Origin of the sequence: Candidatus Methanomethylophilus sp. 1R26 (assembly GCF_001481295.1) — an archaeon.
Classification (GTDB): Archaea; Thermoplasmatota; Thermoplasmata; order Methanomassiliicoccales; family Methanomethylophilaceae; genus Methanomethylophilus.
Map to the genome: position 1 here is coordinate 1 of NZ_LOPS01000004.1, position 24,063 is coordinate 24,063.

The following is a 24,063-nucleotide window of genomic DNA, read 5'->3' on the forward strand; positions in this document are numbered from 1 at the left end:
CCCGAGATGGCAGAGGAGGTCCTGAAGGCCATCAGGGCCACCCCTGAAGGAAAGGACGCCGCCATCATCGGGAAGGCGGCGGAGGGCAAGAGCAGGGTCGTGCTGAACACCGAGGTCGGCGGCAGGAGGATCCTCGAGCCTCCGTCCGGGGACCCCGTCCCGAGGATCTGCTGAAAGGAGGCATGAAGAAATGGTCGATTTCCTGCCTTTCGAAGGCTACAGGCCCAATATCGGCGCCGGCGATTCCATCGCCGACTTCGTCTCGCCGCCGTACGACGTCATCGGCCCGGAGCAGCTGAAGGCGCTCCAGTCGAAGAAGCACAACGTCACCAACCTCACCCTGGAGCCGGACGCCGACGGCCGCTACCGCGGTTCGGCGCAGAGGCTCGAGTCGTTCATCGCCGAGGGCGCGCTCCGGCAGGACGGCCCCTCCTACTACCTCTACGACCAGACCTGGGACGAGAACGGCGTGAAGACCACCCGCAGGGGGCTCGTCGGCATCCTCAGGACCGAGGACTACTCCAAGGGGAACATCATCCCCCATGAGGAGACCTTCTCCAAGGTGAAGGCGGACAGGCTGAACCTCCTGCGCGACACCGAGGCCCACCTCGAGAGCATCTTCGGCATATACGAGGGGCTCGGGAAGGACCTGGACCGGAAGGTCGATGCCGCCGCCAGGCTCCGCTACAGATACGTCGACCCGGACGGCGTGGAGCACCGCTACTCGCAGATCTCCGACCCCGAAGTCATCGGCGAGGTGAAGGAGAAGCTGAAGACCCAGAAGATGCTGATCGCCGACGGCCATCACCGCTACGAGACCGCTCTCAACTACGCCAAGGAGAACCCCGGCGACGAGGCCAAGCAGTACGTCCTCTGCACCATGGTGTCCCAGGACGACGGCGGGCTGGTCATCCGCCCCACCCACCGGCTGATCGACGCCGGGGACATCGGCGAGACCACGGCCGTCAAGAAGATCTCCAAGGCCATGAGGACGGAGGAGGCATCCTCGGTCTCCGACCTGAAGGAGAAGCTCCCGCAGCACCTCTTCGGCATGATCTTCCGCTCCGGGAAGTGCCTCCTGCTGGACAACATCTCCGAGGAGGACCCCATGATGGCGCTCGACACCTATGCGGCGCAGCAGAAGATCCTCTACGGCATCTACAAGAGCGACGAGGGGAAGTCCAAGATCTCCTACGATGCCGACATCGATTCCGTGGAGAAGTCGATGGCGGCCAAGGAGCACGATGCCGCCGTCGTCCTGAACCCGCCGAAGCTCCAGACTATCTGGGACCTCGCGGGCCGGGGCAAGAGGATGCCCAAGAAGACCACCTTCTTCTATCCCAAGATCTGGTCCGGCTGGGTCTTCTACAGGATGAAATGAGGGGAAGGGACCCCCTCGGGAAACACAAACAGTTCCGGGGCCCTGCCGGACAGGGCCCCTTCTTTTCCTTCCGCCTTCAGACCTTGAAGAACTCCTTGACGTTGGGGCGGAACAGATAGTAGAGCACCACGATGCAGATCACCAGCTCGACAACGCTGATCCCCGATGAGATGGTGACGAGGGAGCCGACGATGCAGAGCAGGTAGATGATGACGCCGATGTACCAGAACACCGTGATCCCCTTGTAAAGGCCGACAGCGATCCCCAGGATGATCAGCCCTACGACGACGGCGATCGCCCCGGCGATTTCCAGGGCGCCTTCCGCATCATCGCGGGATATGTCCGCCTGGTCCAGTATGGCGTCGGTTATCGAGTCCGCCCCGGCGACAAGAAGAGCGCCCATCGCCATCACGATCAGGGCGCTGATCATCGTCAGGACCGAGACGATGGTTATCATCAATGGTCTTTGAACCATGATTGTCATAACTCATTATCAAATATTTTAGTCAATCGTTGATGATTGTATGGTCTATATTCAGGGCGGAAGATGCGTGCGCATCGCAAAATGCCGACGGATAAAAGAGTCTCCCCAGGAGACTGGGTCATATGATGCGCGGATGACGGAACGGACAGGGCGGAAACGGGCGATAGCCAGTGCTTCCGAGAGATGTAATAATTAAAAGTGGAGCCGCTGGAGGGAATTGAACCCTCGGCCTACGCCTTACCAAGGCGTCGCTATACCCCTTAGCCACAGCGGCCTCTGCACTTCTGCCTTATCCCCCTTTCCTATTTAATGCTTGTTCGGGACGCTGTCCTAAATATCCCCCTAGGCATAGGGTGTGGCCATGAAGAAGGAGATGAGCTCGTTCGATGTCCGCTCGGTCGTCGGCGAGATGGCCGCGCTGGAGGGCGCCCACATGGACAAGATCTTCCAGTGGGGCGCGGGGAACGTCCTCTTCCGCATCAACACCAAGGACGGGAAGAAGGACCTTTTCTTCAAGGACAAGAAGTGGCTGTTCATCTCGCCCGACAGGCCCGACACACCGACCGTGCCGACATCGTTCGCCACCTTCCTGAGGAAGTACATCACGAACGCCAGGATCGGGAAGACCCGGCAGATCGGATTCGACAGGATCGCTGAGACCGAGCTCTTCAAGTCCGACGGCGAGTACCGGCTGGTCTTCGAGATGTTCGGCGGCGGGAACGTCCTCCTGCTCCAGGACGGGAAGATCGCGAACTGCCTGACCCAGAGGACCTTCAGGGACAGGGTCACCCGCCCCGGCGAGGAATATGCCATGCCGAGGGAGAGGTTCAACCCGCTGGAGTCCGCGCCCGAATCCTTCGCCGAGACGTTCCGCTCGTCGGACGCGGACACCGTGAGGACCCTTGCCACCGTCGCCAACCTCGGAGGGCAGTACGCCGAGGAGGTCGTGAAGAGGGCCGGCGTGGACAAGAAGGCGAAGGCCTCCGACGTCCCGGACGCCGACATCGCCAAGATGTACGCGGCCATGGAGGACATCGCGAATTCCGTCAAGACCTCCCCCAGCCCCACGGTCTTCAAGGAGAACGGGAAGATCGTCGACCTCGCGCCTATCGACCTCCGCATCTACGACGGCTGCGAGAAGGTCCCGGTCTCCAGCATCTCCGAGGCCATCGGGATGCTGATGGCCCAGAACTCCGAGGAGGAGACGGAGGAGGCCACCGATCCAGAGATCGAGAGGCTCAAGAAGAGGATAGCCAAGCAGAAGGAGACGGTGGACGCCTACCGGGTGGAGGCCGAGAGGCTCAAGGCCGAGGCCGATTCCCTCTATACCGAATACCAGAAGGTGGACGAGCTCCTGAACGTGCTCTCCGAGCAGTCCGCGAAACTGTCCTGGGACAGGCTCACGGAAGGCGCCCTGAAGATCCCCTGGGTCGCATGGATCGACCCGTCCAAGAACACGGTCGCCGTGAAGATCGGGATGCTGGAGCCCGAGCTTGATTACACCAAGGGCATCGACGGCAACGCCTCGGCCATCTATGCCAAGGGGAAGGAGCAGTCTGCCAAGGCGGATTCCGCCCAGAAGGCCCTGGAGGACTCCGAGGCGGAGCTGGCCAAGCTGCAGAAGGGATTCGACCGCAGGATCAGGGCCCAGGCGGAGAGGGCGAGGCCCAGCAAGCAGTTCTGGTTCGATTCGTTCAAGTGGTTCATAACATCGGGCGGCAGGCTGGCCGTCGCGGGCAGGGACACCCGCTCCAACGACCAGGTCGTCAAGAAGCACATGAAGGAGGAAGACGTCTACGCCCATGCCGACATCCACGGAGCGCCGTCCGTCATCGTCAAGGACGGCCTGAAGGCGTCCGAGGAGGAGCTCAAGGAGGCCTGCTGGTTCGCACTGGCGCAGTCGAAGGCCTGGACCGCGGGATCGCCCGAAGGAGCAGCCTTCTGGGTATATCCGGACCAGGTCAGCAAGACCCCTAACGCGGGAGAGTTCGTGCCCAGGGGCGCGTTCATCATCCGCGGGAAGAGGAACTACGAATACCACCTGCCGCTGGAGATGGGGGTGGGGGAGATCTTCTATCAGGGCGAGAGGAAGGTCATGTGCGCACCGACTCCGGTCATGGAGAAGTCCTCCGAGAAGTATTTCATCATCCGCCCCTCGAAGACGAAGGACCACCGCATGGCCGGGGAGATCGCCAAGCGCTCGAAGTCCCCGAGGAGGAGGTCTCGAGGATCCTCCCGCCCGGGAGCGTCGAGATCGCCGGGAAGGTCTGGCCCAAGGAATCCCCTGAGGAAGGGGACAGCGGAGAGGCCGCAGACCCCGGTGACGGCGGCAGCGCCGAGTGAAAACCCGGGATCTGAGTCATCGGTTCCGGAGCTTCCGGTATCGGCGATCGGATCCCGGAGACCCCCGGCATCCCCATGCCGGGGAAGGTCGCCGGGACAGGCCTTATGACTGCATCCCGAAGAAGTACCTGGAATAATCGGGATTTTCAGTCTCGAACACTTTCTTGATTAACTTACAGTGCTCAGGCAAGCGATGCAAATCATCCGCAGCCTGCATAACTCCGACATTCGAGGATGTCGCTTTGAGAAAGATGGCGGGCATATTGGGATTCGAACCCAAGTCTAGGGCTCCGCAAGCCCCTAGGATATCCAAGCTACCCCATATGCCCGTGGAAATGTGTGTGCGGATGTTCCTTGTTCGAAGGTAAGCGGTTTTGCCTTCATGCCTCGGGGTGAGACATGTAGCGGGTGATGTATCCGGCGATCTTGTTCCTCATGGGGACGGACTGGACGTCGGTCAGGGTCGCGACCATTTCCTTGTTCGCGTCGAAGTCCTTGCCGAAGGCCTGAGGGTACTTGTTGACAAGTTCGATGGATACTCTCTTGATGTAGGTGGGTCTGATTCTTCCCATATCTTTCACCGAGCGAAGCGTCCCATGGAAGTTCTGTATTTAAACCTTTACGGGACGTTTTCAGTACTGATATCGGGCCGCGGTCAGCTGTCCTTCAGCTCCGTCCTGGGGTGCCCGCAGGATTTCTTCCCCTCGGGGCACCCGGTGGGCTGTATGCAGCCGGGGCCGGCGTTCGTGAAGATGATCGGCGAGACCTGCTTGCAGAGCGCCAGCATCTGGTCCGCCATCTCCCTGATCTCCCACTGGGCGCGGTTGCAGCACCTCAGGGAGAAGAAGTGCCTCAGCTCCCTGGCGTTCATGGTGACGGTGATGTTGGTGGTGCAGGCGTTGGGCAGCACGTAGCGGGCGTCCTCCGCCGGGATCCCGAGGTCCTCCAGCTTGGCGTAGGCGCTCCAGGCGGCGTCCATGGCCTCCCTGAAGGCCTTCAGCGCCTCCGGGTCCGCCTGCACGGTCTCCGGGACCACGTAGGTCGGGTCGCGGAGGGAGACGTACCTCTGCGACTGCTGCGAGAAGGTGGCGATCCTGTGCCTGACCAGCTGGTGGGTGAGCGAGCGGGACACGCCTTCGACGGAGAAGGTGAAGACCGCATGCTCGATCACCGAATCGTGGCCCATGGAGACGACGTGCTTCAGCGTCTTCTCCGGCTGCACCTCGCCCTCCAGCACGGAGGCGGGCTTCTCAGAATAGCATGACCTGGCGGCCGCGCGCAGATCCTGTCCGCGTCCGGCGTGTATGCGAGCAATTTGACTATCATTCCCCGTTCCCTTCCCAGAAACTCGATTTCACGGCGGCCAGCCTCTGCGGGTCCGTCAGGTCGGCCAGCCTGACCGTCCTGATGTCCCCGCCGATCAGCCTCACAAGGCCGTCCACGTGGCCGTCGCCGACCACGGCGACAGTACGCTCATGGGTATCGGCTGTCCTCTTTATGACCTCTGCCATGTGCGCGTTCCTCTCGTCTATGAGCACGCGGACCAGGGTGGGGTACTTCCTGCGCATCCCCTCGATGTAGGCGGCCTGGTCCTTGGAATACTCCTCCTGGGTCTTCTCGACCTTCTTCTTCCCGAAGACCCGGTCGCCGATGCCGGAGAGCCGGTACCTCATCTTCTCCGCGGCCGCATCTCCCGCCACATGCGCATCATGGCCTCCTGGGCGTCGACGTCGGCGCAGACGATCTCCGCGCCGGCCTCCCTGCCGGCGGCTATCGCCGCCGCCATGTCGGCGCCGGCGGAGACCCCGTTCTCGGCGGACATGCGCTCCTGGTACTTCGCGGAGCTGCGGTAGATCGGAGGGGCCTTCTTCAGGCGCTCCTCCCTGTCCGCGTCGGATCGATCCCGCGGGCCTCCAGGTCCCGGCGGAGGGCCTCCTTGTCCCCGGTAAGGGCGTGGTAGCGCATCTCGTCGAGCTCCACGCACACCGCGTCCGGCCAGGAATGCTTCACCAGGAACATGACCGAGTCCCCGATGTTGAAGACGTGGCCGGTGCCGATGACCGTGAGGCTCATTTCCTGCTCTTTTCGGGCTCGCCGTCGACGAACCTGCCGCGGTAACTCGGGCGGCCGTCGGAGTACTCGGCGCTGCCGGGCCCCTGCTGCTTCCCCTCGACGAAGACGCCCTCGAAGACGTTCCCGTCCTTGTCCACCAGGGAACCGAGGCCGTTCGCCATGCCGTCGATGACGTCGCCGGTGTAGACGGAGCCGTCCGGCCAGGAGATCGTCCCCTCGCCGGTGGCCTTCCCGCGGACGATCGGGCCGCGGTAGGTGCCGTTGTCGGGGGTCTTCTGCACGCCGGAGAAGCCAGCGGCCTTCTTCTTGGGCTCCTTCTTCTCGACGTACACGATCTTCTCCTTCACGACCGGCTCGGGGACCACGTAGGGCTTCCCGCAGGAGAACTCCCCGGAGAAGACGGAGCCGTCCGCCTTCCTGAGGACCCCGCGGCCGTCGTAGCGCCCGTTCCCGAAGCCGCCTTGGTAGGAGGTGCCGTCCGCGTAGGTGATGCTGCCCTGGCCGTCGTAGCGCCCTCCGAGAAAGCCTCCGGAGTACTTGGTGCCGTCAGCGAGGCTGAGGAATCCCTGCCCTTCGTACCTCCCGTTCACGAAGGTGCCCTGATAGGAGGAGCCGTCGGGGAACGCGAAGGTCCCCATGCCCTCGAGGCGGCCGAGCCTGAAGCCGCCTGAATATTTCCTTCCGTCCTTCCAGACATACGAACCCTGTCCGTCGGGTATGTCCGCGGTGTCGAGGACCGTGCCGTCGTAGACGCCGTCGGGGTATTCGATGTGTGCCATTTTCGCCATATCGTTTTTCCCGATGGCATCCGTGGATAAATAGGATGCCAGATAGGGGCGGGGCATTTGCGACAGCGGCAGGCGGCTGACAGGGGATCGGGGGACGTCATCCCTGGGTCTGCGTCACCGGGCAGTTCTGTATCCACTCCCCGCTGTAGATGACCCTGCCGTCGCCGGAACGGAGGACCCCCATCCCCTCCATCATCCCGGAGACGAAGCCTCCTTCGTAGACGCGGCCGTCCGGCCACCTCAGGATCCCGCTGCCCTGCATGGATCCCTGGTGGAAGTCGCCCACATACTCGGTGCCGTCCTCCCAGCGCATGCGGCCGCGGCCGGTCATGCCGTCCGAGTCGAAGTCGCCCTCGTAGACCCACTTACCGGGGACGCGGAAGGTCCCGCGGCCGTGCTTCATGCCGCTGTGCCAGCGCCCTACGTATGAGTTCCCGTTGGACCAGCGGAACATGCCGAGGCCCTCCTCATCGCCGGAGGGGGAGACCTCGCCGATGTAGTAGCCGTTCTCGTAGTCGATGCGGACGTCGTCGGACATATGATGAGAAGATGGGCCGACGGTTTATATCCGATTCGGAGAGGCCGTAGCAGAGCAATCCCCCGATAGCCAGTGAAATCGCCAGTGGAATTATATTTCAATAACTATGTTATCATATGGCTAATGTTCCCGGAATCATACATGATGGATGGCGATGGCCACATCGATTCGATGACCGGGACACCCGCATTCTTCACGACTTATGTACAGACCGAGCAAAATGCAGGAAGCACATGCCACCGCAAACAGGGGGACAAGGAATCTGATCGACCCATCCTCGCTTGATATCGCCCCCTCCGAATATTCAGATTTCAAATCTTTGTGCCTCAACATCTATGATTTCGTGGCGAATAATAATCAAGCCAATCTCTTCAAACTGAAATCCAACTTCCCCGAAGACAAGTTTACGATGTTTAATGAGGCTCTTAAAGCCCTGATATCAGACTCATCTATTTCCAACGGGTTCTATGGGTTTGTTGCAGGGCCGAGACCGACATTCATAGGGCCGAACGCCGTCCGGAAGTCGACGGCCAGCATAAAGAGAAATGCACAGAACGCCTCGAACACATCAAGGCAATCGATTCTGAAACCCATGGCATTCTTTCCCGCAAGGAATTCTACAGCCCTGCATATGTGGTGGAGAAGACCATCACGTCCATGAGGAAAGGGACCCAGAAAACCATTTTGGAAAAGTTCTTCATCGAGAACCGGGGACTTGACGATATCGTCGACGAATACGGATCTAGTGCATTGGACATCATAGAAGAATTCAGCAAAATGTTCTCGAAAGATCCATTGGATGCAGGATTTTTCGATGATTGCAATGTGCCGTCCAATGTCATGATCTTCCTGTGCAATCGGTCTCCGGCATACTACAGGCTGTTCTTGGTGAATTTCGATCCGGGATTCGGCGATGCCTCGGAACGTATATTCCCGCTGGTACCGGGCACAGCATTGAAAGTGCATCTATTCCCCAATTCGGAAGAGAACATCGACCTCAGCAGTCGCGCCATATCATACCTTGAAGAATACATGAAGGCCCATGAAGGAATGGCCAATTGCTTCGTCTCGGCCCTCCTCGCATTGTTCGACAATGTGCCCATCAAGAAGACCCAGGTCAAATGGATTCTCGGCAGCATGTGCGAAAGGTTCAGGATTCCTCGTCCTGCATTCGAAGAGTGGGCGCCTTTCTTCGATGATTTCCTGGAGACAAAAAGCACAGTAAAGTTCCTCTCACATGACAACATCACATCAGCATGCTCCGTTCTGAAAGATATCAAGGAGATGAAGTACGGAGCATCTGTGGAGAAGATATACGGGAAATGCGGCAAGGACCTCCTATCGCTCAGCATCGGAAACCGGGAGGAATTTGAGGATTTCTTGTTCAAATACACCAGATTCCATGTCGATAATGGGCGCATTCTTGCCGATTGTTCCCTGAAGGAAGCAATCGAACATTTTGTCGAGGATACCAAGACATATGATTCGAAACGCCTCATGAGGCTGTACGTCCGCCGCTGCGGAGGTCCAACTGAGCTGATCGGGCCCATCATCAAGTCCATAGATATCAGCAGGTTCGATAACTGCAATGAACTGACGCCGGAAGAATACGGAAGCATAGAATCCAGACTGTCAGAGTACGAGTGGATTTCCAAGGACAATGCAAGATCCATATTCAGAGATCTGCACGATCTTGAAGATAAGTTCACTGAGATGAACATGCACAAGCTCGGTTTCACAAACGTGCAAGACGTATTTTACAGGGTCAAATACTCTTCGTTCAGCGAATGCATCCTGAAATGCGAGTTCATCGGGGACGAGATATACGTGGATGACCGTAAGTTCAGACTGAAGATGGCCAGCAGTGCGTTCAGGCTCGAAATCGAAAATATTGAAAAATACCTCCACTGGATTCCTGTTTCCAGATACAGATACATAAATCTGGATTCTCCGAAATGGTCTGGGTTCGCCAAGGTGCTGGCCAGATTCAGGGACAAGGTAGCGGAACTGTGCAGGCATCGGTTCATGACCGCGTATTCCCTAAAGAATACGAAAACCGGCATCCCCGAGATAGATGACGACGATTATGCCATCGAATTCTACGATTCGATGCTCATCGCCGCGAGAGCGAACCATCAAACACTGGCCAAACAACGTTTCTACTTCATTCCTTCCAACGCTACGGAGTTCGGATCAACCGCTCCGGAATTCATACGTTACATAATCTACAACAACAACGGAAAGGCCACTATGAGCGAGATACAGGCCATATTAGATGATGAATACGGGATAAAAGCAAGTTTGGGCGTTATCAGGACACAGGCAAAGTTTTCAACTAAACTTTCAACCTGCATATATTCGGAAGAAACGGATACTGCATACTTGGACAGCGAGATTTATAGAGAGGCGATAAGAAATGACCGACGATAACATCCTGAAGAAACCTGGCGTGATACAGACCGATAAGACCAAAACCGTGGTGATAGCCAAGAAACAGAAGACACTTCCTGTCTACCAGGTTCCTCTGAAATATCTTTACTACAACAAGGAGAACGATCGCATATCGACCGAGATTGTCCGCTATACAGAGAATAACGAATGCGACATCGACAGACTGTTCAGAGAGGACCGCGAGAAATACAACCAGATATTGGAGGACATCATAGTCAAATCCAAGGAAGATGCCATCATCAGGACGCAGAAAAGCATCTCAACCCGCGGGCAGGACAATCCTGGCGTCACTCTCAGGGACGGCCGGGTGGTCGACGGCAACAGGCGTTTCAGCTGCCTTCGGAGGATACAGAGGGAGAGGAACCAGGAACAGTTCTTCGAGACGATAGTACTCGACTACGACTACAAAGACAACTACAAGTACGTCAAATCGCTCGAGCTCGAGCTCCAGATGGGTGTGGATGAGAAGGTCAAGTACGATCCCATTGACAAACTGTACGGAGTGTACAACTCCATCCGCGTGAAGAAAGCATTCACAATAGAAGAATACGCGGCCTTATTCGATGACTATTCCGTATCCGATGTGAAGAAGGATCTAGCCCAGGCCGACCTTATGAACGAATACCTTGAATACCAGTGCACTCCGGGCAAATACTACATCGCCAAGGACATGGACCTACAGGGAACACTGGCCGAGATTCCGGCCATCCTCGAGAAAGTGAGGAGGAGGAACCCCGACCTGGTGGACGATGTGAAAATGCGCATATTCGCCAGCATCGCCGTCGGCGCCGACTCGAGGCTCAACCTGTTCATGAGGGACATAAAGGAGATTGTCGAGAGGGGGGACCTTGAAAAATACCTCGAGGACACCCAGGAAGCGGTCGAAGAGACCGAGCGGGCGCTTAGCGAGAAGCCGATAGAGAGTTACTCAGATCTGTCGGACGGCATCAGGACACGCGATGACATCAAGGACAAACTTGTGACGCCCGTCAGGATGCAGAAAAAAGCCATGGATTCGAAGAAGCTCAAGAAAGCCCCGCTGAAGATTTCCAACGATGCCCTGATGGAACTCAATACAATCCGCCTGGAATCCATATCCGAGATGGATGACGTCGATCGGAATGACCTCAAGGACGTCCTGGAAAAACTCGAGAACAGGATCGCCGATATAAGGAGCAAACTTGACACTTAAATCCATAGAACTCAAGCCGCAGTACATCTCGCTGGAAGATGATGTGGCAGAACAGTTCTACATCCCGGTGATGAGCAACTGCACCCGCTTCGACAGGATATCCTGCTACTTCACCCTGAATGCACTCGCGAAATACTGCACCGGTCTTTATTATCTCGGCAGAAACAACGGGCGCTTCCGCCTGCTGATGTCCCAGGAAGTATCAGAGGAGACGTTCGATGCGATCAGGGACGGGTACCGCCGGAGCCAATATCTGGACGGTCTGGTGAAGGAAAAGATGCGCCAGGAGCTCAGCCTGGACGATACCATAAAGCTGTCGAATCTGGCATACCTCATGGGGTGCGGCCTTGTCGAGGTTAAGTTCGCCCTGTGCCGCAACGGTCTGTTCCATGAGAAATCGGGATATGCAGAGGACTCGGAAGGCAACTGCCTCTGCTTCAACGGTTCCAACAATGAGACCAAAATGTCCTTCGACAGCAATTATGAGAAGTTCGAGGTCACCGCATCATGGCTGTCCGGTGAGTTCGACCGCAGGAAAATCTCCGGCGAGAGAGAAGAGTTCGATTCGCTGTGGAACGGCACCAATAAGCATGTGATGGTATCCAACCCGCCGGAATCATTCGACACGTACCTGAAATCGGTCAACCGGGGAAGGCTGTTCAGGAATACAGAAGAATATCTGAAGGATTCCTTCTACCTCGACGTATCCGACGGAAAAATCCGCCTGGTATTGCCAGAATCCGTCGAAAACCCCGGCAGGTTCAGGTTCAGACTGGCGATAACAAGCCTCGTCGACCGCGTCGAAGACAGGGCCCTTCTGATGAAGCCCAATCTGCCTGTCCGTTCCGTCAGGAACCTGATAGCCAGGATCAAAAGGGAAGCGGAGAAGGAAGGACTCGAGGTCTACAAGAGCAACGCGTTCATGAGATCCTGTCGGAACACACTTCCATGGATCGCCTGGCACTTCTTGGGATGTCGATAAAAAGGAGAGAGCCTGAACAGAGGGAGGGCTTCGAGATATTCAAGAGAGAAGTCACGAAGACCACAGTGAACGGCCTCCGCGATGAACAGCTCTGGGATTCCTATTTCGCATACATGCTGAGGAAGAGCGCCAACTTCTCGGTGCCCGGATCGGGCAAGACCGCCACAGCGCTGGGAATGTTCGCTTTCCTCCACAACAGAGCGAGCGTTGACAAGCTGATTGTGATAGGCCCTCTGAACTCCTTCGATTCCTGGATATCGGAGTTCAGAAGGGTTTTCGGGGATAATATCCCGCTCGAACCCGTGACGAGCACGGAACTGAAGAGCATGGGAGGAACCATCCAATACAATGTCAGATTCAATCTCGGCAGGAATAATCTGATTCTGATGAACTATGAGGCATTCGAGCACAACCAGGACCTGACCGAGGCCCTCCGGGAACGCATCGACGGCAGGACGATGCTGGTCTTCGACGAAGTGCACCGCATCAAGGCCATCGGCGGGAAACGCGCTGAGGGGGTGGCACCCATCGCGAAGAACTCGAAGTACACCATCGTCATGACTGGTACCCCAATACCCAATAATTATTCGGACGTCTACAATTTCCTGCACATTCTCTACGGGGACGATTACGATGACTATTTCGTGCTCGGTCCCAAAGAACTGTCCGAACTGAAAGGGCCAGATGCGACGGAGTTCAATAAGAAACTGCAGCCGTTCTACTGCCGCACCACCAAGAACAGGCTCAACGTTCCTCCGCCGAGGATGGATAACGTGCTGAGCTTCGCGGCTTCTGAAGAGGAGAACGACCTGTTCAGGAGGCTCCATGAAGCCAAGATGAACCCGCTGGTGCTGATGATCCGCATCCTCCAGCTGGAGTCCAACCCTGTGATGCTAGGGGAGAGCTCCCTCGAGGGAATCGAAGCCTTGTCATTCTCCGATGACGGAGAGATGCCCAGGATTAAGAGTATGAAGGCCATGGGAGATGCCGAGGACGTCCTGACATCCAAGACGAAGGGTTGCATCGATCTTGTAGAATCGCTTGCCGCATCCGGCAAGAGCGTTATAGTATGGTGCATATTCATACGGTCCATCCGCACTCTGGCACATCGGTTGGAGAATGATGGGATATCGGTCTGCACCATCTACGGCGATACCCAGGACCGGCAGGTGGCCATCGACGGATTCAAATCCGGCAGATATCGGGTGATGGTAACCAACCCGCAGACCCTGGCCGAGTCCGTATCCCTCCACGAGGTCTGCCATGATGCCGTGTACTTCGAATACAGTTACAATCTGGTCCACATGCTCCAGTCTAAGGACCGCATACACAGGCTCGGCCTTGCCCCGGGGCAGTACACCCAATATCATTTCCTGGAGACGCTGTTCGAGGACGGGGACAAGATGGTGTCTTTGGATGAGGCCATACATGACCGCCTCAACCACAAGGAGAAGGTCATGCTCGATGCCATCGAGAACGATGATTTGGAACAGTTCACCGACGGCCGTGAGGAGATAGAGGACCTCCTGCTCTAGATCGGATTCGACAGCGCCAAGTTCGAATAAGTTTCGGGCGGATTTCGACTGCCTCGGCGGATCTTGTTCTGCCCGCTGATGACCTTCGCGATGTAAGTGTTCCTGAGCCAGAAGCACTTCTTCGTTTCCTCCCCGCCCTGGGGTGTGGGGAAGGTATCTTCCTTGTTCTGACCGTGGGGCCTTACATGGACGATAGGGCTGTCATCTGTCTTGGGAAGATGCCTATAATCCCCGGCGATGATCCTCTCCTTTGCCTCTTTCCAAACCCTTTCCGCCTCCTCCAGGTCCTCCTTCGGCATATTCCAGAACAGGGCCTTTTTGAACACCAGTCCTGCATCGGTCTCCTGGAACACGATGAACAGGAACCTCTTCGTTAGATCCTCGTAGAAGTCCGATTCCTCCCACTCCTGCGACGCCACGTCGGTGTACTTAAACGCCCTGAAGGACATGCTCTCCTTAGGGACCCCGTCCTTCTTCAGACGGACGGTCTTCACAATGACCCCCGCTTTGGTCAGCTCGTCGATGCTGTCCCCGGTGACCTTGAGCATCCTTCTCACTAGGAAAGCATACCGCGATTTGCCCTCGGACCCGTCGATATCGAGGAGCTCGGAAATCTCATCCACGGTCATCTCGTAGAATCCCTCGAACCTCGCGATGACCTCCTGCTCGAATGTGCGTTCCCTGCTCCAATCGCCCAGCGAATCTTCCAACCGCGTCTCCCCCCAGTGATTGAACAAGAACGTCACGAACGACGCCTTCAGCGCGAATGCCCTGCGCTGTGCCTTCACTGGAGAGAAGGGCTGCTCTGTAAGGTCTTTTCCGTGCCCCTGCCCCTTCGGCGCGGCCTCGAGGTACATGGTCATGCCACAGGAGATATCCTCGGCCCTGCCGTTCCTGACCATGTCCGAGATCTTGTTCCAGTCCTCGTGCATGATCCTCAGGTCGCTGTCGGTGAACTCGATTATCTTGCATTTGAGGAACGTGTAATCCAGACGGTTCTTCCCTTTTTCATAAAGGTAGAACATCAGGAGCATCCTCGAATCCTTCTCCATGAAGGAACCCTCGAAACCGCTGTCCAGGAGCGTCTTGTAGTTAATCAGGTTGAGGACCAGCCTCTCTTTCGCTACCAGGCCCTTTTTCGATATCCTCTTCATCGGAGTCGTCTTCAGCTCCAGCCTCGCCTCTTCGAAATCCGGCACAGGTTCGTTGTTGCTGTCGATCCCGAAATACTCCGTCTCGACCAACTGACCCAGACCGCCCTTCCCGTGCTTGGAATCCTCTATCCCGGGAACCGCCTCCCTCAGAGTGTGGCGAATCAGCTTCTCAGCGTACCTGAGGATGGATTCCGAATCCCTGTAGTCATAATCGACGCGTCTGCTGGGCTTGGGCATAGCATAATAATATCGTATTCCAACGTAAATACTGCTTGTCCGATGCTGAAACGTATGAGGCCGTCCATTAGGGACAAACGCTCTCCTGTCCCGCTCGATGAGAACACCGTGAAATCCATGCAGGGCAACCGCAGGAAGGACACGGGACCGGAGATCGAGGTCCGGAAGATGCTCCGGGAAATGGGATATCCGGGATACCGCCTGCAATGGAAGGCCCCCGGCCACCCGGACATCGCTTACCCGGGAAGGAAGATAGCCATCCTTGTGAACGGATGCTTCTGGCACAGATGCCCCAAGTGCAATCTCCCCATGCCGGAGCACAACCGCGATTACTGGACGAAGAAGTTCGACTACAATGTCCGCCATGACCGCGAGACGCTCGAAGCGCTGCAGGCCGATGGATGGACCGTCGTCGTGATATGGGGATGCGAGGTGAAGAAGGAGCCGGACCTGGTCAGGAAGAGGATTTCCGCCGCTTTTTCCGGCCATCGATCTCCAGGATCCTCTCCCCCATCCTGGTGATGAGCGGGACCACGAGCGCATTCCCCATGCAGAAATAACGCTGGCGGTCGGTCATCCCGGTATCGGTCCATCCGGCCGGGAAGCCGTTGATCTTCTCTGCTTCCTCAGGGGTTATCATCCTGTACCTCTGGGTCTTCTCATCGAGGACTACATGGCTGGAACGGTTCTTCGTTCCCTCCGAGGTCAGCATCGTCCTAGCCGCGCGGCCGAGTATGTCCGGATAGGGTATCGCGCCTTCCGTGTACAGGTAGTGTTTTCCGTTGGAATGCTTCCGGTCAATCTTTTTGGCACCTTTCATGTATTCCCATTTCTGGAGATCGTCCTCGGCGATGTAGTACTTATCCGAAACGCCCGAATCCAGGAGTTTCCCGAGCGGCAAGCGGCACTCCTCATACATCGGCACATAGTCCCTTGTGTACACATCGTGGCCGCATCACGCCCGCGTGATAGAAGTGCCCGCTGAAGTTGTCCGATATATCAGTGAGATCCCCGTACTTCTCGCAGGAGACCGAGTAGACCTCCGTGGAATTCTCAGGGACCTTCTTCTCCATCGGGAATTTGGTCGCGAAGAAACCGGTCTTGGTGAGTATTTTCTCCAGGTCCTCGTTCAACCGATCCTGAGCGAACGCATGGTCTTTTCTGCAGCCGAAGATGAACGTCCTCCTCCTACGCTGCTGGAATCCGTAATCGGCGGCATTGATCACACGCCACTCCACATAATAGTCCTTGTCGGCCAGGCACCTGAGGATTATCGCGAAATCGCGCCCCCGCTGGTTGACAGGGGAGCGCAGAAGGCGGTCCACGTTCTCCAATAGCAGGTACTTGGGGCGGAGGGCCCCGACGATATGATCGATGTTCCACCATAGGACTCCCTTCTTCCCCTCGATACCGCGGGCCCTGGTGGACGCCACGGAATAATCCTGACAGGGGAACCCGCCGACCAGAAGGTCGTGCTCGGGGACCTGGTCCTGGACCTCGTTGATGTCGACGTTACATTGACAGACCCAGTGCCTGCGAAATGACGGTTATAGCAATCGAAGGCGAACTGGTTCTTCCTGCCAGGCTCCCACTGGTCCGCCCAGACCGTCCTGAAGCGATCGGACGCATCCTCGAGCCCCACCCGGAATCCGCCGACACCGGCGAAGAGCTCGACGACCCTGATCTCCTTTGCCATCGGAATCCCTAGATCAATTCGATCTTTTAAACCTTTGGATCGATGCCCTTATCTTCCGCGTGCAGCTCCATCAGAACCCTATTTCTAATCGTCCGCATATCATGTTCCATGCGTCCCAAGTTCGACCTCGTCTGCTTCGACATGGACGGCACCCTCACCCGCCTCCGCTCCTCCTGGGCCTGGATCCACCAGTGCCTCGGCGTGAGCAACGAGGAGGCCTACCGCGCCTTCGTCAACGGCGAGATCGACGAGCCCGAGTTCATGCGCCGGGACATAGCCAAATGGAAGTCCGCCAAACCCGACTTCTGCCGGCGGGACATGATCAAGTGCTTCCAGGAAATGCCCGTGATAGACGGCATCCAGGAGACCGTCGCCTCCCTGCAGGAGAACGGCATGAGGTGCGTCATCGTCAGCGGCGGGATAGACATCGCCGCCGAGATGCTCGCGAACGAGTACGGCTTCGACGGGTGGATGGCGGATTCCGTCCTCTGGAACCCGGACGGCACCCTCGAGGGCAACGGGAATGTGGTCGTGGACCTGAGGGACAAAGGGGTCTACGTGAAGCAGTTCATCGACCGCTTCGGCACCGATTCCGCCCACACCCTCAGCATCGGCAACAGCTTCACCGACATCGGCATGTTCAAGGTCTCGGCGGAATCGATCGCCTTCAACCCCACCGACGAGTACACCGTCGAGGCCGCCACGCACACCGTCCGCAGCGACACCATATCCGACATCCTGGACGTCATCCTGCCTGACGACAGCGATGACCCAGACGCCGGAATGATTGCAGGAATGACTGCGGAGGGCAAATCCCATCCGACCTCGGCAGTTTCATGAAGAAGAAGGAATGAATGAGTTTTCTTGAGTGAGTGGAGTGAAAAGGAAGGGCACGGAGCCCTCCCTTCCCTCACTCCTCGCCGAGGTCCATCGCGCCGTCGTCGTAGTCGGCCTCGTTGAACGGCTGCCCCTCGATATCGTCCAGGGCGGCGTCCCCGTGGAGCTTCTTGCCGTAGATCCTCACGATGTCCCTGGCCTCCGCCGATCCGCGGCGGATGAGCTTGTTGCGGGTCTTGATCGCGTGGATGACGGCGTCCCATGTATCGAAGTGCATGATCATCCCGACGGAGAACTCGTCGCCTGGCTCCGCATCGAGGTACAGCGGGATGGTGCGCCTGTTGTCGTTGACGGACACCTTCACGTGCAGGGTGCCGTACGCTTTGACCCAGAGGCCGGAGATCTCCGGGGCGGCGGCCTTCTTGACCCTCTTCCCGTCCGGCATGTCGATGAGGGTGATCTTCACGTGCCTCCCGTCATCGAGGTCGAACTCGTCCCCTACCTCGAGGATCTCGTTCTCGTACAGCACGGTGGAGGTCGTCTCGGTCCTGTCCTCGTCCGACAGCATCACCCTGACGCTGAAGGGCCTCGGCAGGCGGATGAAGCCGGAGAACACCCTCCCGCAGACGGAGCACCTGAACGTGCCCTCGACGCCGGCCTTCCCCAGCTTCCCTCTGAGGATCGCGTGCTCGGTCTCTTCCCCGCAGTCCGGGCATTCGAACATAATAGTATCAGGCATATCCTCCGCCATGTCCGTCCAATCTCCTCTCCTTGCAACAGGCGATGTCGTTAATAAAGTCTTTTTAGACCGTCGGTCCGGAAGGGAGCCTCGTGGCCCGGGACCACGATATCTGCCCACCTGACTATGCGCTCCATGGAGCGCATGGCCTCCTCCCGGGAGACGTTCAGGGCGGGGACCTTCTTCTTCTCCAGGTTCGACCGTTTCGGGACCGCATCGCCTGCGATGGCATACCTCATGCCATCCCCGGAAGAGGGCACGAAGAGGCTGGCGGAGTCCCAGGTGTGGCCGGGGGTCATGACCATCCGGACCCCCTGGATGATCTCGGTGTCCTCCGTTATGAAATGAACATCCCTCCCTGGGATTCCCGGGCCCTGCGCCATGATGATCTCCGCGTCCGGGAAGAGGCCGATGCCCCCGACATGGTCCGGGTGGTGGTGCGTCAGCACCACCGTGTCCACTTCATCCGCGGATATCCCGGCGGCCTCCAGGCCTTTTTCCAGCTCCCTGACGGTGAAGGAACTCCCCGTGTCCACCAGCACCGACCTGCCGCCTGTGCGCACGAGCGTGCAGGTGGACCACGTGCGCTCCGGGACCACATCCCCCTCCGGGCCCCTCTCCAGGTGCCCCTCCATGACGACCGCGACCGATGAGCCCTTCTCCGACATGCACCGTCCGCAGTGTTTTCTACCTTTTAATGCGTTCACCGGGGCATGGAGTACAGGGACGGCCTGGACATCGCGTCCGACCCGGAGGTGTATCCCCCCAGCGAGGACAGCGTCTTCCTGGCGGAGACGCTGGATGTCCGGCCGGGGGAGAAGGTCATCGAGATCGGGTGCGGTTCCGGGATCGTGTCCATCCAATGCGCCCTGAACGGCGCCGAGGTCTCCGCCTGCGACATCAACCCCCGGGCGGTGGAGCTCGCGCGCAGGAACGCGGAGGCGAACGGCGTCCGCATGGAGGTGTTCCTGTCTGATGTCTGGTCCGCCGTCCGCGGCAGGTTCGACACCGCCGTGTTCAACCTCCCGTACCTGCCGGTATCCGACGAGGGGGAGCTGGCGAAGGCATGGTCCGGCGGCCCGGACGCCTCGGGCCGCTGCCGAGGCTGCTCGAGGGGGCGCCGGAACATCTCGTCCCGGGAGGAAGGGTCGTGGTCGTGGTGTCCTCGCTGATGGACATCGAAGCGCTGGAAAGACTGCTGGCACATCATGACGTGAAGGTCCTGGGGGAGCTGCCGCTGTTCTTCGAGAGGCTCAGGGTCCTGGAGATAAGGTTCTGAGGCTTGCCTTTCTGCTCTAATGGAGGTTCGTGCTCCTGCGTTTATACGCGCACGGCCATGCATTCGCATGGAGGATTGGATCGCGTTCGCCTTCGGCTCGGCGGTGTTCGCCGCCCTGACCTCGATCTTCGCGAAGATCGGCATAAAGGACGTCAACTCCAACCTGGCGACGGCCCTGAGGACCGTCGTGGTCCTCACCATGGCCTGGCTGATGGTCCTCATCGTCGGCTCCTGGGACGGGATCGGAGACATCTCCGCGAAGACCCTGGTGTTCCTGGTGCTCTCCGGACTAGCCACCGGGGCCTCCTGGCTCTGTTACTTCCGCGCGGTGCAGATCGGCGACGTCAACAAGGTCGCCCCCATCGACAAGAGCTCGACCATCCTCACCATGATCCTCGCCTTCATCTTCCTGGGCGAGAGCTTCTCCTTCTGGGCCGGCATCGGCATGGCCGTGATGTTCGCCGGCACCATGCTGATGATAGAGAAGAAGGACGTCGACGCGTCGAAGGGCACCAGGGACTCCTGGCTCATCTGGGCCGTGCTGTCGGCGGTGTTCGCCGCCCTGACGTCCATCCTGGGGAAGGTCGGCATCGAGGGCGTCGAGTCCAACCTGGGGACCGCCATCCGCACCTGCGTGGTCCTCGCCATGGCCTGGCTCATCGTCTTCATGCAGGGGACCCAGAAGCAGATCGGCGGCATCTCCCGCCGGAGCGGGTCCTTCCTGGTCCTCTCGGGTCTGGCGACCGGTGCTTCCTGGCTGTGCTTCTACAAGGCCCTGCAGGACGGCCCGGCCTCGCTGGTCGTGCCCATCGACAAGCTCAGCATCCTGTTCACGGTGCTGTTCGCGGCCGCGTTCCTGCACGAGAAGATGTCTGCGAGGTCGTGGATCGGCCTCGCGATGCTCACTGCAGGAAGCTGATGCTCCTGATATGATGCGGGCATCTGCGGAAGATCGAAGGTCACGGATAGAGAAAAGGATGCAAAAGGGCCGGAGCTTGATTTGGATATGATGGAGCCCCGGCCCTTCGCATTCATTCATATGTCGCTGCACCATCATAAAGCTATGTCATTACCGGTTCGCCCCGGGCCTTTCCCCGGGGCCCGGGGGCCGTCACGCGTGAAGAGCGGGCCGGAGGCCCGCCTTCACTGACCCAGCACCCGGTCTATCTCGGCGGAGAGGAGGGCGTTCGCCCTCTTCCCGTCGATCTTCCCGCGGAGGGCCCCCATGACGGGGCCCATGAGCCCGCCGACGGCCCTCTTCCCGTTGGCCTTCACGTAGTCGGCGCGCTCGTCCACGATCTTGGCGATGACCGCCTGCGCCTCGCCTTCGTCGACTGCGGACAGCCCGAGCTTCGAGACGGCGGCGTCCAGGGCGTCCCGGCCGCCATCTCCCTGAGGAGGGCGGGGACGGCCTCCTTGGCGAACTTCCCTTCCTTCAGGGCGCGGAACACGCCGTAGAGCATCTCATGCGTGAACGCGTCGGTGTCGATGCCCTCGTGCTCCAATTCCTGGAAGGTGTTCTGGAAGGTGGTGGCCGCCACGGCGGTCAGGCCGAAGCCGTCGGCGATCTCGGCGAAGAGGTCGTCCCTCCCGCCGCGCACGATCTGCGCCGCCTGCTGGGGGCTGATCCCGTACTTGGAGACCAGCCTCTTCTCCGCCACCTCCGGGAGCTCGGGAAGGTTCGCCCTGATGCGGGCGAGCCTCTCCGGGGCGATGGGGGTCGGGGGCACATCGGTCTCGGGGTACATCCTCGCGGCCCCCGGCAGGGGCCTGGAATAGCGGGTCGTCCCGTCCGGCAGGGGGTCCCTGGTCTCCTCGGGGACGCCGTCCAAGGCCGCATTGGCCCTGCCAACCGCTAGGGAGACGGCGCGCTCCGCCTTCTTCTGGGGCGCGGCGCAGATGACGAACGCGTCGTTCGCGCCCCTGCCGTCAGGATAGAGGAAGGCGGCGAGCTTCTCCACGTACGCCGGGTCGATGCCGTAGGCGCCGCCGACGAGCTCGTCGGAATGGAATATTCCCTTCACGCCCGCGGTCCTGGCGTAGCCGGCCATCTCCGCTCCCAGGCGGAGGGTGCCGTTATCGCCGTTCATGACGCCGGCGAACCCGGGCAGCCTGGCGGCCAGGACCTTCCCGCCCGACTTCAGGGCGCCGGAGATGACCTTGGAGGCGCAGCCGTCGAACACCTTCGTGACGTCGACGATCTCGCCGGAGGCGGGGGCCGTGCCCCTCTCCCTGAGGATGCCCCTGACCCTCACGAGCATCTTCTGCCTCTTCACCTCGTTCTCCACGAACAGCGGGAGCAGCCTGAGCTCCTGCACTCCCTTGATCTCGATGCGCGCGCCTTCGGGGATGGAGATGTTCAGGTCCTCCCTGATCGTCCCCAGCCCCCTCTTGACCCTCTTGGTCGCGCGCAGGAGCGAGCCGATCCTCGAGGCGACCTCCATGACCTCCTCAGGCGTCCTCATATCCGGGGCGGTCGCCACCTCTATCAGGGGGATCCCCAGCCTGTCGGTCCTCCAGGTGACGGTGTCGGCGTCCGCCTCGATCTTCCTGCAGGCGTCCTCCTCCAGGCAGACGGAGAGGATGCCGATCCTCCTGCCGACGGCCTCCACGGAGCCGTCCACGGCGACCAGGGAGGTCCTCTGGAACCCGGAGGTGTTGGACCCGTCGACGACGATCTTCCTCATAAACTCGACCTCGTCGATGACGCTCGCCCCGATGAGCTCGCTGAAGATCAGCGCGGTCTCCATGGCCTCGGCATTGACCTCGTGGGGAGGCTCCTCGTCGAGCTCCACCAGGCAGGTCTCGCAGGGGCAGGACTGGTAGACGTACCCGTAGCCCCTCCTGAACTGGGCGAGGGCGGCGCGGTCGATCTCCCCCATCTCGGAGGTGGTGGGCCTCAGGCGGCGGTAGATCCCGCCGAAGCCCTCTTCCGAGAGCTCGCTGCGGCAGTTGCAGAACAGCTTGTGGGTGTCCAGCTGCTGGTGGATCTCGATCCCGCACATCATCTCGGGCTTCCCCTCCTTTCCGTCGGCGTTCAAAGCAGCTCCCTCCTGTCGGACATCTCGCCGCAGAGCGGCGTCCTCATCATCTCCACGGCCGCATCGCGGCCCTCCGAGTTGGCCAGGACCCACATGAGCTTGGCGTAGGCGGTCTCCGGGAGCATGTCCCAGACGGTGACCGCGCCGGCGTTCAGCATGTCCCTGCCGGTGTTGTAGACGTTGAGGTTGGTCCTCCCGTTCAGGCACTGGGAGGTGACGACCACGACCGTCCCCCTGTCGGTGGCCTCTTTGATGAGCGGGACCATGTTGGAGTTCACGTGGCCGAGCCCGGAGCCCTCGATGACCACGCCCTTGGACTTCATGAACACGTCCCTGAAGAGCGCCGGGTCCATCCCCGGGTAGAACTGCAGGAGGACCACATCGGTGCAGAGGTCGGCGGACACGCTGCACTTCCCGTCCGATACGGGGCGCCCCTCGGTGTTGAACGTTATCTTCCCGTCCCTGTCGATGTGCGCCACAGGCGGGACGTTGATCGATTTGAAGGCATCTCTGCGGGAGGTGTGCATCTTGCGGACCCTGGTCCCGAGATGCACCGCGAACGAGTCGTCCCCGGGGGTGTCGTGCATGACCACGAAGACGCCCGCACGGTTGCCGCCGACGCAGAACCTGGCGGCGGCCATGAGGTTGGAGGACGCGTCCGAGGAGGGGCGGTCGGAGGACCGCTGGGCCCCGACGAACACCACCGGCTTGGGGACGTCCCCGAGCATGAAGGACACCGCGGCAGCGGTGTAGCCCATGGTGTCGGTCCCGTGGGGCACGATGACGGCATCGGCGCCGGCGTCGATCTCATCGGCGATGGCCTTGGCCAGCTCCTGCCAGTGCTTCGGGGTCATGTTCTCCGAGAAAATGGAGAACAGCACCTTCGCCTTCAGGTTGGCGATCTCCCTGATCTCCGGCACGGCGTTCACCATATCGGCGGTCGATAATGCGGGATGGACGGCCCCCGTGCGGTAGTCGACGTAGGAGGCTATGGTGCCTCCGGTCCCCAGGAGGACGATGGTCTTCAGGCCGGGGCGGTCCGCCTCAGCGGCCTCCGGCCTCTTCCTCTCGACCGGCCGGGAGACGACCTTCACGGAGGCCCCCTCATCCACCCTGATGCCGATGTTGTAACCTGATTTCACCTTGAGGATGACGATGTCATGCCCGCTGAACTCATGGTGGGGCATGAGAACGCCGCGGTAAGACTTCCCGGAGACGGTCAGGTCGAGCATGCAGCCCTCCTCCGCCCCGGCGTCCTCCAGCATCTTCGATAGGAACTCCGCGTACATCGGCGGGACTATCCCCTCGTTCCT

Annotated in this window: 28 protein-coding genes, 2 tRNA genes and 2 pseudogenes; 13 read left to right on the forward strand and 19 right to left on the reverse strand. The window is 59.4% G+C overall.

From position 1 onward, the window contains the following. A pseudogene (locus AUQ37_RS13310) lies at positions 1-174 on the forward strand (hydrogenase expression/formation protein HypE); the annotation flags it as partial. Positions 175-190: 16 nt separating this feature from the next. Continuing rightward, the gene (locus AUQ37_RS00895) at positions 191-1,381 is read left to right on the forward strand and encodes a DUF1015 family protein (RefSeq protein WP_058747031.1); all 1,191 of its coding nucleotides are present in this window, start codon (positions 191-193) and stop codon (positions 1,379-1,381) included. A 76-nt stretch (positions 1,382-1,457) separates the two neighbouring features. Here AUQ37_RS00895 and AUQ37_RS00900 read toward each other — a convergent pair whose 3' ends face one another. Further along, positions 1,458-1,838, reverse strand: coding sequence for a hypothetical protein (locus AUQ37_RS00900; RefSeq protein WP_058747032.1), 381 nt, complete (start codon positions 1,836-1,838; stop codon positions 1,458-1,460). Positions 1,839-2,064: 226 nt separating this feature from the next. Continuing rightward, a tRNA-Thr gene (locus AUQ37_RS00905) sits at positions 2,065-2,139 on the reverse strand. An 87-nt stretch (positions 2,140-2,226) separates the two neighbouring features. Here AUQ37_RS00905 and rqcH point away from each other — a divergent pair. Beyond that, complete coding sequence (gene rqcH / locus AUQ37_RS00910) at positions 2,227-4,317, forward strand: ribosome rescue protein RqcH (RefSeq protein ID WP_201013600.1); 2,091 nt, start codon at positions 2,227-2,229, stop codon at positions 4,315-4,317. Positions 4,318-4,460: 143 nt separating this feature from the next. Here the strand turns inward: rqcH and AUQ37_RS00915 are convergent. The 8 genes from AUQ37_RS00915 to AUQ37_RS00945 form a co-directional block, all read right to left on the reverse strand. Next, positions 4,461-4,537: transfer RNA gene (locus AUQ37_RS00915), tRNA-Arg, on the reverse strand. A gap of 51 nt (positions 4,538-4,588) precedes the next feature. Beyond that, complete coding sequence (locus tag AUQ37_RS00920; RefSeq protein WP_058747068.1) at positions 4,589-4,780, reverse strand: 30S ribosomal protein S17e; 192 nt, start codon at positions 4,778-4,780, stop codon at positions 4,589-4,591. A gap of 83 nt (positions 4,781-4,863) precedes the next feature. Beyond that, the gene (gene thyX, locus AUQ37_RS00925; protein ID WP_235584771.1) at positions 4,864-5,445 is read right to left on the reverse strand and encodes an FAD-dependent thymidylate synthase; all 582 of its coding nucleotides are present in this window, start codon (positions 5,443-5,445) and stop codon (positions 4,864-4,866) included. Between the two features lie 85 nt (positions 5,446-5,530). Further along, entirely contained in the window at positions 5,531-5,908 is a 378-nt protein-coding gene (locus AUQ37_RS10420) for a TraB/GumN family protein (protein ID WP_058747033.1), read from the reverse strand. Further along, complete coding sequence (locus tag AUQ37_RS10425) at positions 5,878-6,030, reverse strand: hypothetical protein (protein WP_201013602.1); 153 nt, start codon at positions 6,028-6,030, stop codon at positions 5,878-5,880. The genes AUQ37_RS10420 and AUQ37_RS10425 overlap by 31 nt, the downstream gene beginning before the upstream one ends. Positions 6,031-6,077: 47 nt before the next feature. After that, positions 6,078-6,281: a hypothetical protein gene (locus tag AUQ37_RS10430; protein WP_058747034.1), complete on the reverse strand. Its 204-nt coding sequence runs from the start codon at positions 6,279-6,281 to the stop codon at positions 6,078-6,080. Further along, positions 6,278-7,069, reverse strand: coding sequence for a hypothetical protein (locus tag AUQ37_RS00940; RefSeq protein ID WP_058747035.1), 792 nt, complete (start codon positions 7,067-7,069; stop codon positions 6,278-6,280). Before AUQ37_RS00940 ends, AUQ37_RS10430 begins: the two co-directional genes overlap by 4 nt. A 97-nt stretch (positions 7,070-7,166) precedes the next feature. Then, positions 7,167-7,607 carry a hypothetical protein gene (locus tag AUQ37_RS00945; protein WP_058747036.1) on the reverse strand — a complete coding sequence of 147 codons (441 nt, stop codon included), beginning with the start codon at positions 7,605-7,607 and terminating at the stop codon, positions 7,167-7,169. 220 nt (positions 7,608-7,827) lie between these two features. On the opposite strand from AUQ37_RS00945, the gene AUQ37_RS09820 reads away from it, so the two are divergent. The 5 genes from AUQ37_RS09820 to AUQ37_RS00965 are packed head-to-tail and all read left to right on the forward strand — an operon-like array spanning position 7,828 to position 13,767. Further along, on the forward strand, positions 7,828-8,268 hold the full coding sequence (locus tag AUQ37_RS09820) for a hypothetical protein (RefSeq protein ID WP_157844230.1): 441 nt from the start codon (positions 7,828-7,830) through the stop codon (positions 8,266-8,268). Continuing rightward, complete coding sequence (locus tag AUQ37_RS00950; RefSeq protein ID WP_058747037.1) at positions 8,244-10,037, forward strand: hypothetical protein; 1,794 nt, start codon at positions 8,244-8,246, stop codon at positions 10,035-10,037. The genes AUQ37_RS09820 and AUQ37_RS00950 overlap by 25 nt, the downstream gene beginning before the upstream one ends. Continuing rightward, entirely contained in the window at positions 10,024-11,250 is a 1,227-nt protein-coding gene (locus AUQ37_RS00955; RefSeq protein ID WP_058747038.1) for a hypothetical protein, read from the forward strand. The genes AUQ37_RS00950 and AUQ37_RS00955 overlap by 14 nt, the downstream gene beginning before the upstream one ends. Next, on the forward strand, positions 11,240-12,232 hold the full coding sequence (locus AUQ37_RS00960; RefSeq protein ID WP_058747039.1) for a hypothetical protein: 993 nt from the start codon (positions 11,240-11,242) through the stop codon (positions 12,230-12,232). The genes AUQ37_RS00955 and AUQ37_RS00960 overlap by 11 nt, the downstream gene beginning before the upstream one ends. Then, complete coding sequence (locus AUQ37_RS00965) at positions 12,223-13,767, forward strand: SNF2-related protein (RefSeq protein WP_058747040.1); 1,545 nt, start codon at positions 12,223-12,225, stop codon at positions 13,765-13,767. The genes AUQ37_RS00960 and AUQ37_RS00965 overlap by 10 nt, the downstream gene beginning before the upstream one ends. Here the strand turns inward: AUQ37_RS00965 and AUQ37_RS00970 are convergent. After that, positions 13,764-15,158 (reverse strand): Sau3AI family type II restriction endonuclease, encoded by a 1,395-nt coding sequence (locus AUQ37_RS00970; RefSeq protein WP_058747041.1) that lies wholly within the window; start codon positions 15,156-15,158, stop codon positions 13,764-13,766. The genes AUQ37_RS00965 and AUQ37_RS00970 overlap by 4 nt on opposite strands. Positions 15,159-15,212: 54 nt before the next feature. On the opposite strand from AUQ37_RS00970, the gene AUQ37_RS00975 reads away from it, so the two are divergent. Next, the gene (locus tag AUQ37_RS00975; protein WP_201013603.1) at positions 15,213-15,680 is read left to right on the forward strand and encodes a very short patch repair endonuclease; all 468 of its coding nucleotides are present in this window, start codon (positions 15,213-15,215) and stop codon (positions 15,678-15,680) included. Here AUQ37_RS00975 and AUQ37_RS12770 read toward each other — a convergent pair. The 3 genes and pseudogenes from AUQ37_RS12770 to AUQ37_RS13315 form a co-directional block, all read right to left on the reverse strand. Further along, positions 15,613-16,101: a DNA cytosine methyltransferase gene (locus AUQ37_RS12770; protein ID WP_201013604.1), complete on the reverse strand. Its 489-nt coding sequence runs from the start codon at positions 16,099-16,101 to the stop codon at positions 15,613-15,615. The two genes, AUQ37_RS00975 and AUQ37_RS12770, sit on opposite strands and share 68 nt — an antisense overlap. Next, complete coding sequence (locus AUQ37_RS12775) at positions 16,070-16,663, reverse strand: DNA cytosine methyltransferase (RefSeq protein ID WP_394325614.1); 594 nt, start codon at positions 16,661-16,663, stop codon at positions 16,070-16,072. Before AUQ37_RS12775 ends, AUQ37_RS12770 begins: the two co-directional genes overlap by 32 nt. Before the next feature lie 35 nt (positions 16,664-16,698). Next, positions 16,699-16,854 (reverse strand): annotated as a pseudogene (locus tag AUQ37_RS13315) (DNA cytosine methyltransferase); the annotation flags it as partial. A gap of 108 nt (positions 16,855-16,962) precedes the next feature. Here AUQ37_RS13315 and AUQ37_RS00985 point away from each other — a divergent pair. Further along, complete coding sequence (locus AUQ37_RS00985) at positions 16,963-17,694, forward strand: HAD-IB family phosphatase (RefSeq protein ID WP_082662327.1); 732 nt, start codon at positions 16,963-16,965, stop codon at positions 17,692-17,694. 70 nt (positions 17,695-17,764) lie between these two features. On the opposite strand, the gene AUQ37_RS00990 is transcribed toward AUQ37_RS00985, so the two are convergent. Beyond that, positions 17,765-18,430 carry an HVO_0476 family zinc finger protein gene (locus tag AUQ37_RS00990; RefSeq protein ID WP_235584772.1) on the reverse strand — a complete coding sequence of 222 codons (666 nt, stop codon included), beginning with the start codon at positions 18,428-18,430 and terminating at the stop codon, positions 17,765-17,767. A gap of 50 nt (positions 18,431-18,480) precedes the next feature. Then, on the reverse strand, positions 18,481-19,098 hold the full coding sequence (locus tag AUQ37_RS00995) for an MBL fold metallo-hydrolase (RefSeq protein WP_058747043.1): 618 nt from the start codon (positions 19,096-19,098) through the stop codon (positions 18,481-18,483). A 45-nt stretch (positions 19,099-19,143) separates the two neighbouring features. On the opposite strand from AUQ37_RS00995, the gene AUQ37_RS01000 reads away from it, so the two are divergent. From AUQ37_RS01000 to AUQ37_RS01005, 3 genes are all read left to right on the forward strand, one after another. Further along, complete coding sequence (locus tag AUQ37_RS01000; RefSeq protein WP_201013607.1) at positions 19,144-19,602, forward strand: HemK2/MTQ2 family protein methyltransferase; 459 nt, start codon at positions 19,144-19,146, stop codon at positions 19,600-19,602. Then, on the forward strand, positions 19,581-19,709 hold the full coding sequence (locus AUQ37_RS12780) for a hypothetical protein (RefSeq protein ID WP_255354861.1): 129 nt from the start codon (positions 19,581-19,583) through the stop codon (positions 19,707-19,709). Before AUQ37_RS01000 ends, AUQ37_RS12780 begins: the two co-directional genes overlap by 22 nt. A 67-nt stretch (positions 19,710-19,776) precedes the next feature. Further along, positions 19,777-20,628, forward strand: a complete 852-nt coding sequence (locus tag AUQ37_RS01005) for an EamA family transporter (protein WP_058747044.1) — start codon at positions 19,777-19,779, stop codon at positions 20,626-20,628. 224 nt (positions 20,629-20,852) lie between these two features. On the opposite strand, the gene AUQ37_RS11745 is transcribed toward AUQ37_RS01005, so the two are convergent. Genes AUQ37_RS11745 through gatD form a run of 3 tightly spaced genes read right to left on the reverse strand, consistent with a single transcriptional unit; the run spans position 20,853 to position 24,039 of the window. Further along, complete coding sequence (locus AUQ37_RS11745; RefSeq protein WP_320408837.1) at positions 20,853-21,080, reverse strand: hypothetical protein; 228 nt, start codon at positions 21,078-21,080, stop codon at positions 20,853-20,855. Continuing rightward, positions 20,981-22,750, reverse strand: coding sequence for a Glu-tRNA(Gln) amidotransferase subunit GatE (gene gatE, locus AUQ37_RS01010; protein WP_235584773.1), 1,770 nt, complete (start codon positions 22,748-22,750; stop codon positions 20,981-20,983). Before gatE ends, AUQ37_RS11745 begins: the two co-directional genes overlap by 100 nt. After that, the gene (gene gatD / locus AUQ37_RS01015) at positions 22,747-24,039 is read right to left on the reverse strand and encodes a Glu-tRNA(Gln) amidotransferase subunit GatD (protein ID WP_058747045.1); all 1,293 of its coding nucleotides are present in this window, start codon (positions 24,037-24,039) and stop codon (positions 22,747-22,749) included. The genes gatE and gatD overlap by 4 nt, the downstream gene beginning before the upstream one ends. Positions 24,040-24,063 lie beyond the last annotated feature (24 nt).

What these genes read in the sequence shown, in the direction of transcription:
- AUQ37_RS09820 (WP_157844230.1), top strand. Translation starts at nt 7,828, where the DNA reads ATGCAGGAAGCACATGCCACCGCAAACAGGGGGACAAGGAATCTGATC.
- gatD (WP_058747045.1), bottom strand. Translation starts at nt 24,039, where the DNA reads ATGTACGCGGAGTTCCTATCGAAGATGCTGGAGGACGCCGGGGCGGAG.
- AUQ37_RS00965 (WP_058747040.1), top strand. Translation starts at nt 12,223, where the DNA reads ATGTCGATAAAAAGGAGAGAGCCTGAACAGAGGGAGGGCTTCGAGATA.
- AUQ37_RS00940 (WP_058747035.1), bottom strand. Translation starts at nt 7,069, where the DNA reads ATGGCGAAAATGGCACACATCGAATACCCCGACGGCGTCTACGACGGC.
- AUQ37_RS00970 (WP_058747041.1), bottom strand. Translation starts at nt 15,158, where the DNA reads ATGCCCAAGCCCAGCAGACGCGTCGATTATGACTACAGGGATTCGGAA.
- AUQ37_RS00995 (WP_058747043.1), bottom strand. Translation starts at nt 19,098, where the DNA reads ATGTCGGAGAAGGGCTCATCGGTCGCGGTCGTCATGGAGGGGCACCTG.
- AUQ37_RS00900 (WP_058747032.1), bottom strand. Translation starts at nt 1,838, where the DNA reads ATGATAACCATCGTCTCGGTCCTGACGATGATCAGCGCCCTGATCGTG.
- AUQ37_RS00990 (WP_235584772.1), bottom strand. Translation starts at nt 18,430, where the DNA reads ATGCCTGATACTATTATGTTCGAATGCCCGGACTGCGGGGAAGAGACC.
- AUQ37_RS00975 (WP_201013603.1), top strand. Translation starts at nt 15,213, where the DNA reads ATGAGGCCGTCCATTAGGGACAAACGCTCTCCTGTCCCGCTCGATGAG.
- AUQ37_RS00920 (WP_058747068.1), bottom strand. Translation starts at nt 4,780, where the DNA reads ATGGGAAGAATCAGACCCACCTACATCAAGAGAGTATCCATCGAACTT.
- AUQ37_RS10425 (WP_201013602.1), bottom strand. Translation starts at nt 6,030, where the DNA reads ATGTCCGCCGAGAACGGGGTCTCCGCCGGCGCCGACATGGCGGCGGCG.
- AUQ37_RS10430 (WP_058747034.1), bottom strand. Translation starts at nt 6,281, where the DNA reads ATGAGCCTCACGGTCATCGGCACCGGCCACGTCTTCAACATCGGGGAC.
- AUQ37_RS00945 (WP_058747036.1), bottom strand. Translation starts at nt 7,607, where the DNA reads ATGTCCGACGACGTCCGCATCGACTACGAGAACGGCTACTACATCGGC.
- AUQ37_RS01000 (WP_201013607.1), top strand. Translation starts at nt 19,144, where the DNA reads ATGGAGTACAGGGACGGCCTGGACATCGCGTCCGACCCGGAGGTGTAT.
- AUQ37_RS00955 (WP_058747038.1), top strand. Translation starts at nt 10,024, where the DNA reads ATGACCGACGATAACATCCTGAAGAAACCTGGCGTGATACAGACCGAT.
- rqcH (WP_201013600.1), top strand. Translation starts at nt 2,227, where the DNA reads ATGAAGAAGGAGATGAGCTCGTTCGATGTCCGCTCGGTCGTCGGCGAG.
- AUQ37_RS00895 (WP_058747031.1), top strand. Translation starts at nt 191, where the DNA reads ATGGTCGATTTCCTGCCTTTCGAAGGCTACAGGCCCAATATCGGCGCC.
- AUQ37_RS01005 (WP_058747044.1), top strand. Translation starts at nt 19,777, where the DNA reads ATGGAGGATTGGATCGCGTTCGCCTTCGGCTCGGCGGTGTTCGCCGCC.
- AUQ37_RS00985 (WP_082662327.1), top strand. Translation starts at nt 16,963, where the DNA reads ATGCGTCCCAAGTTCGACCTCGTCTGCTTCGACATGGACGGCACCCTC.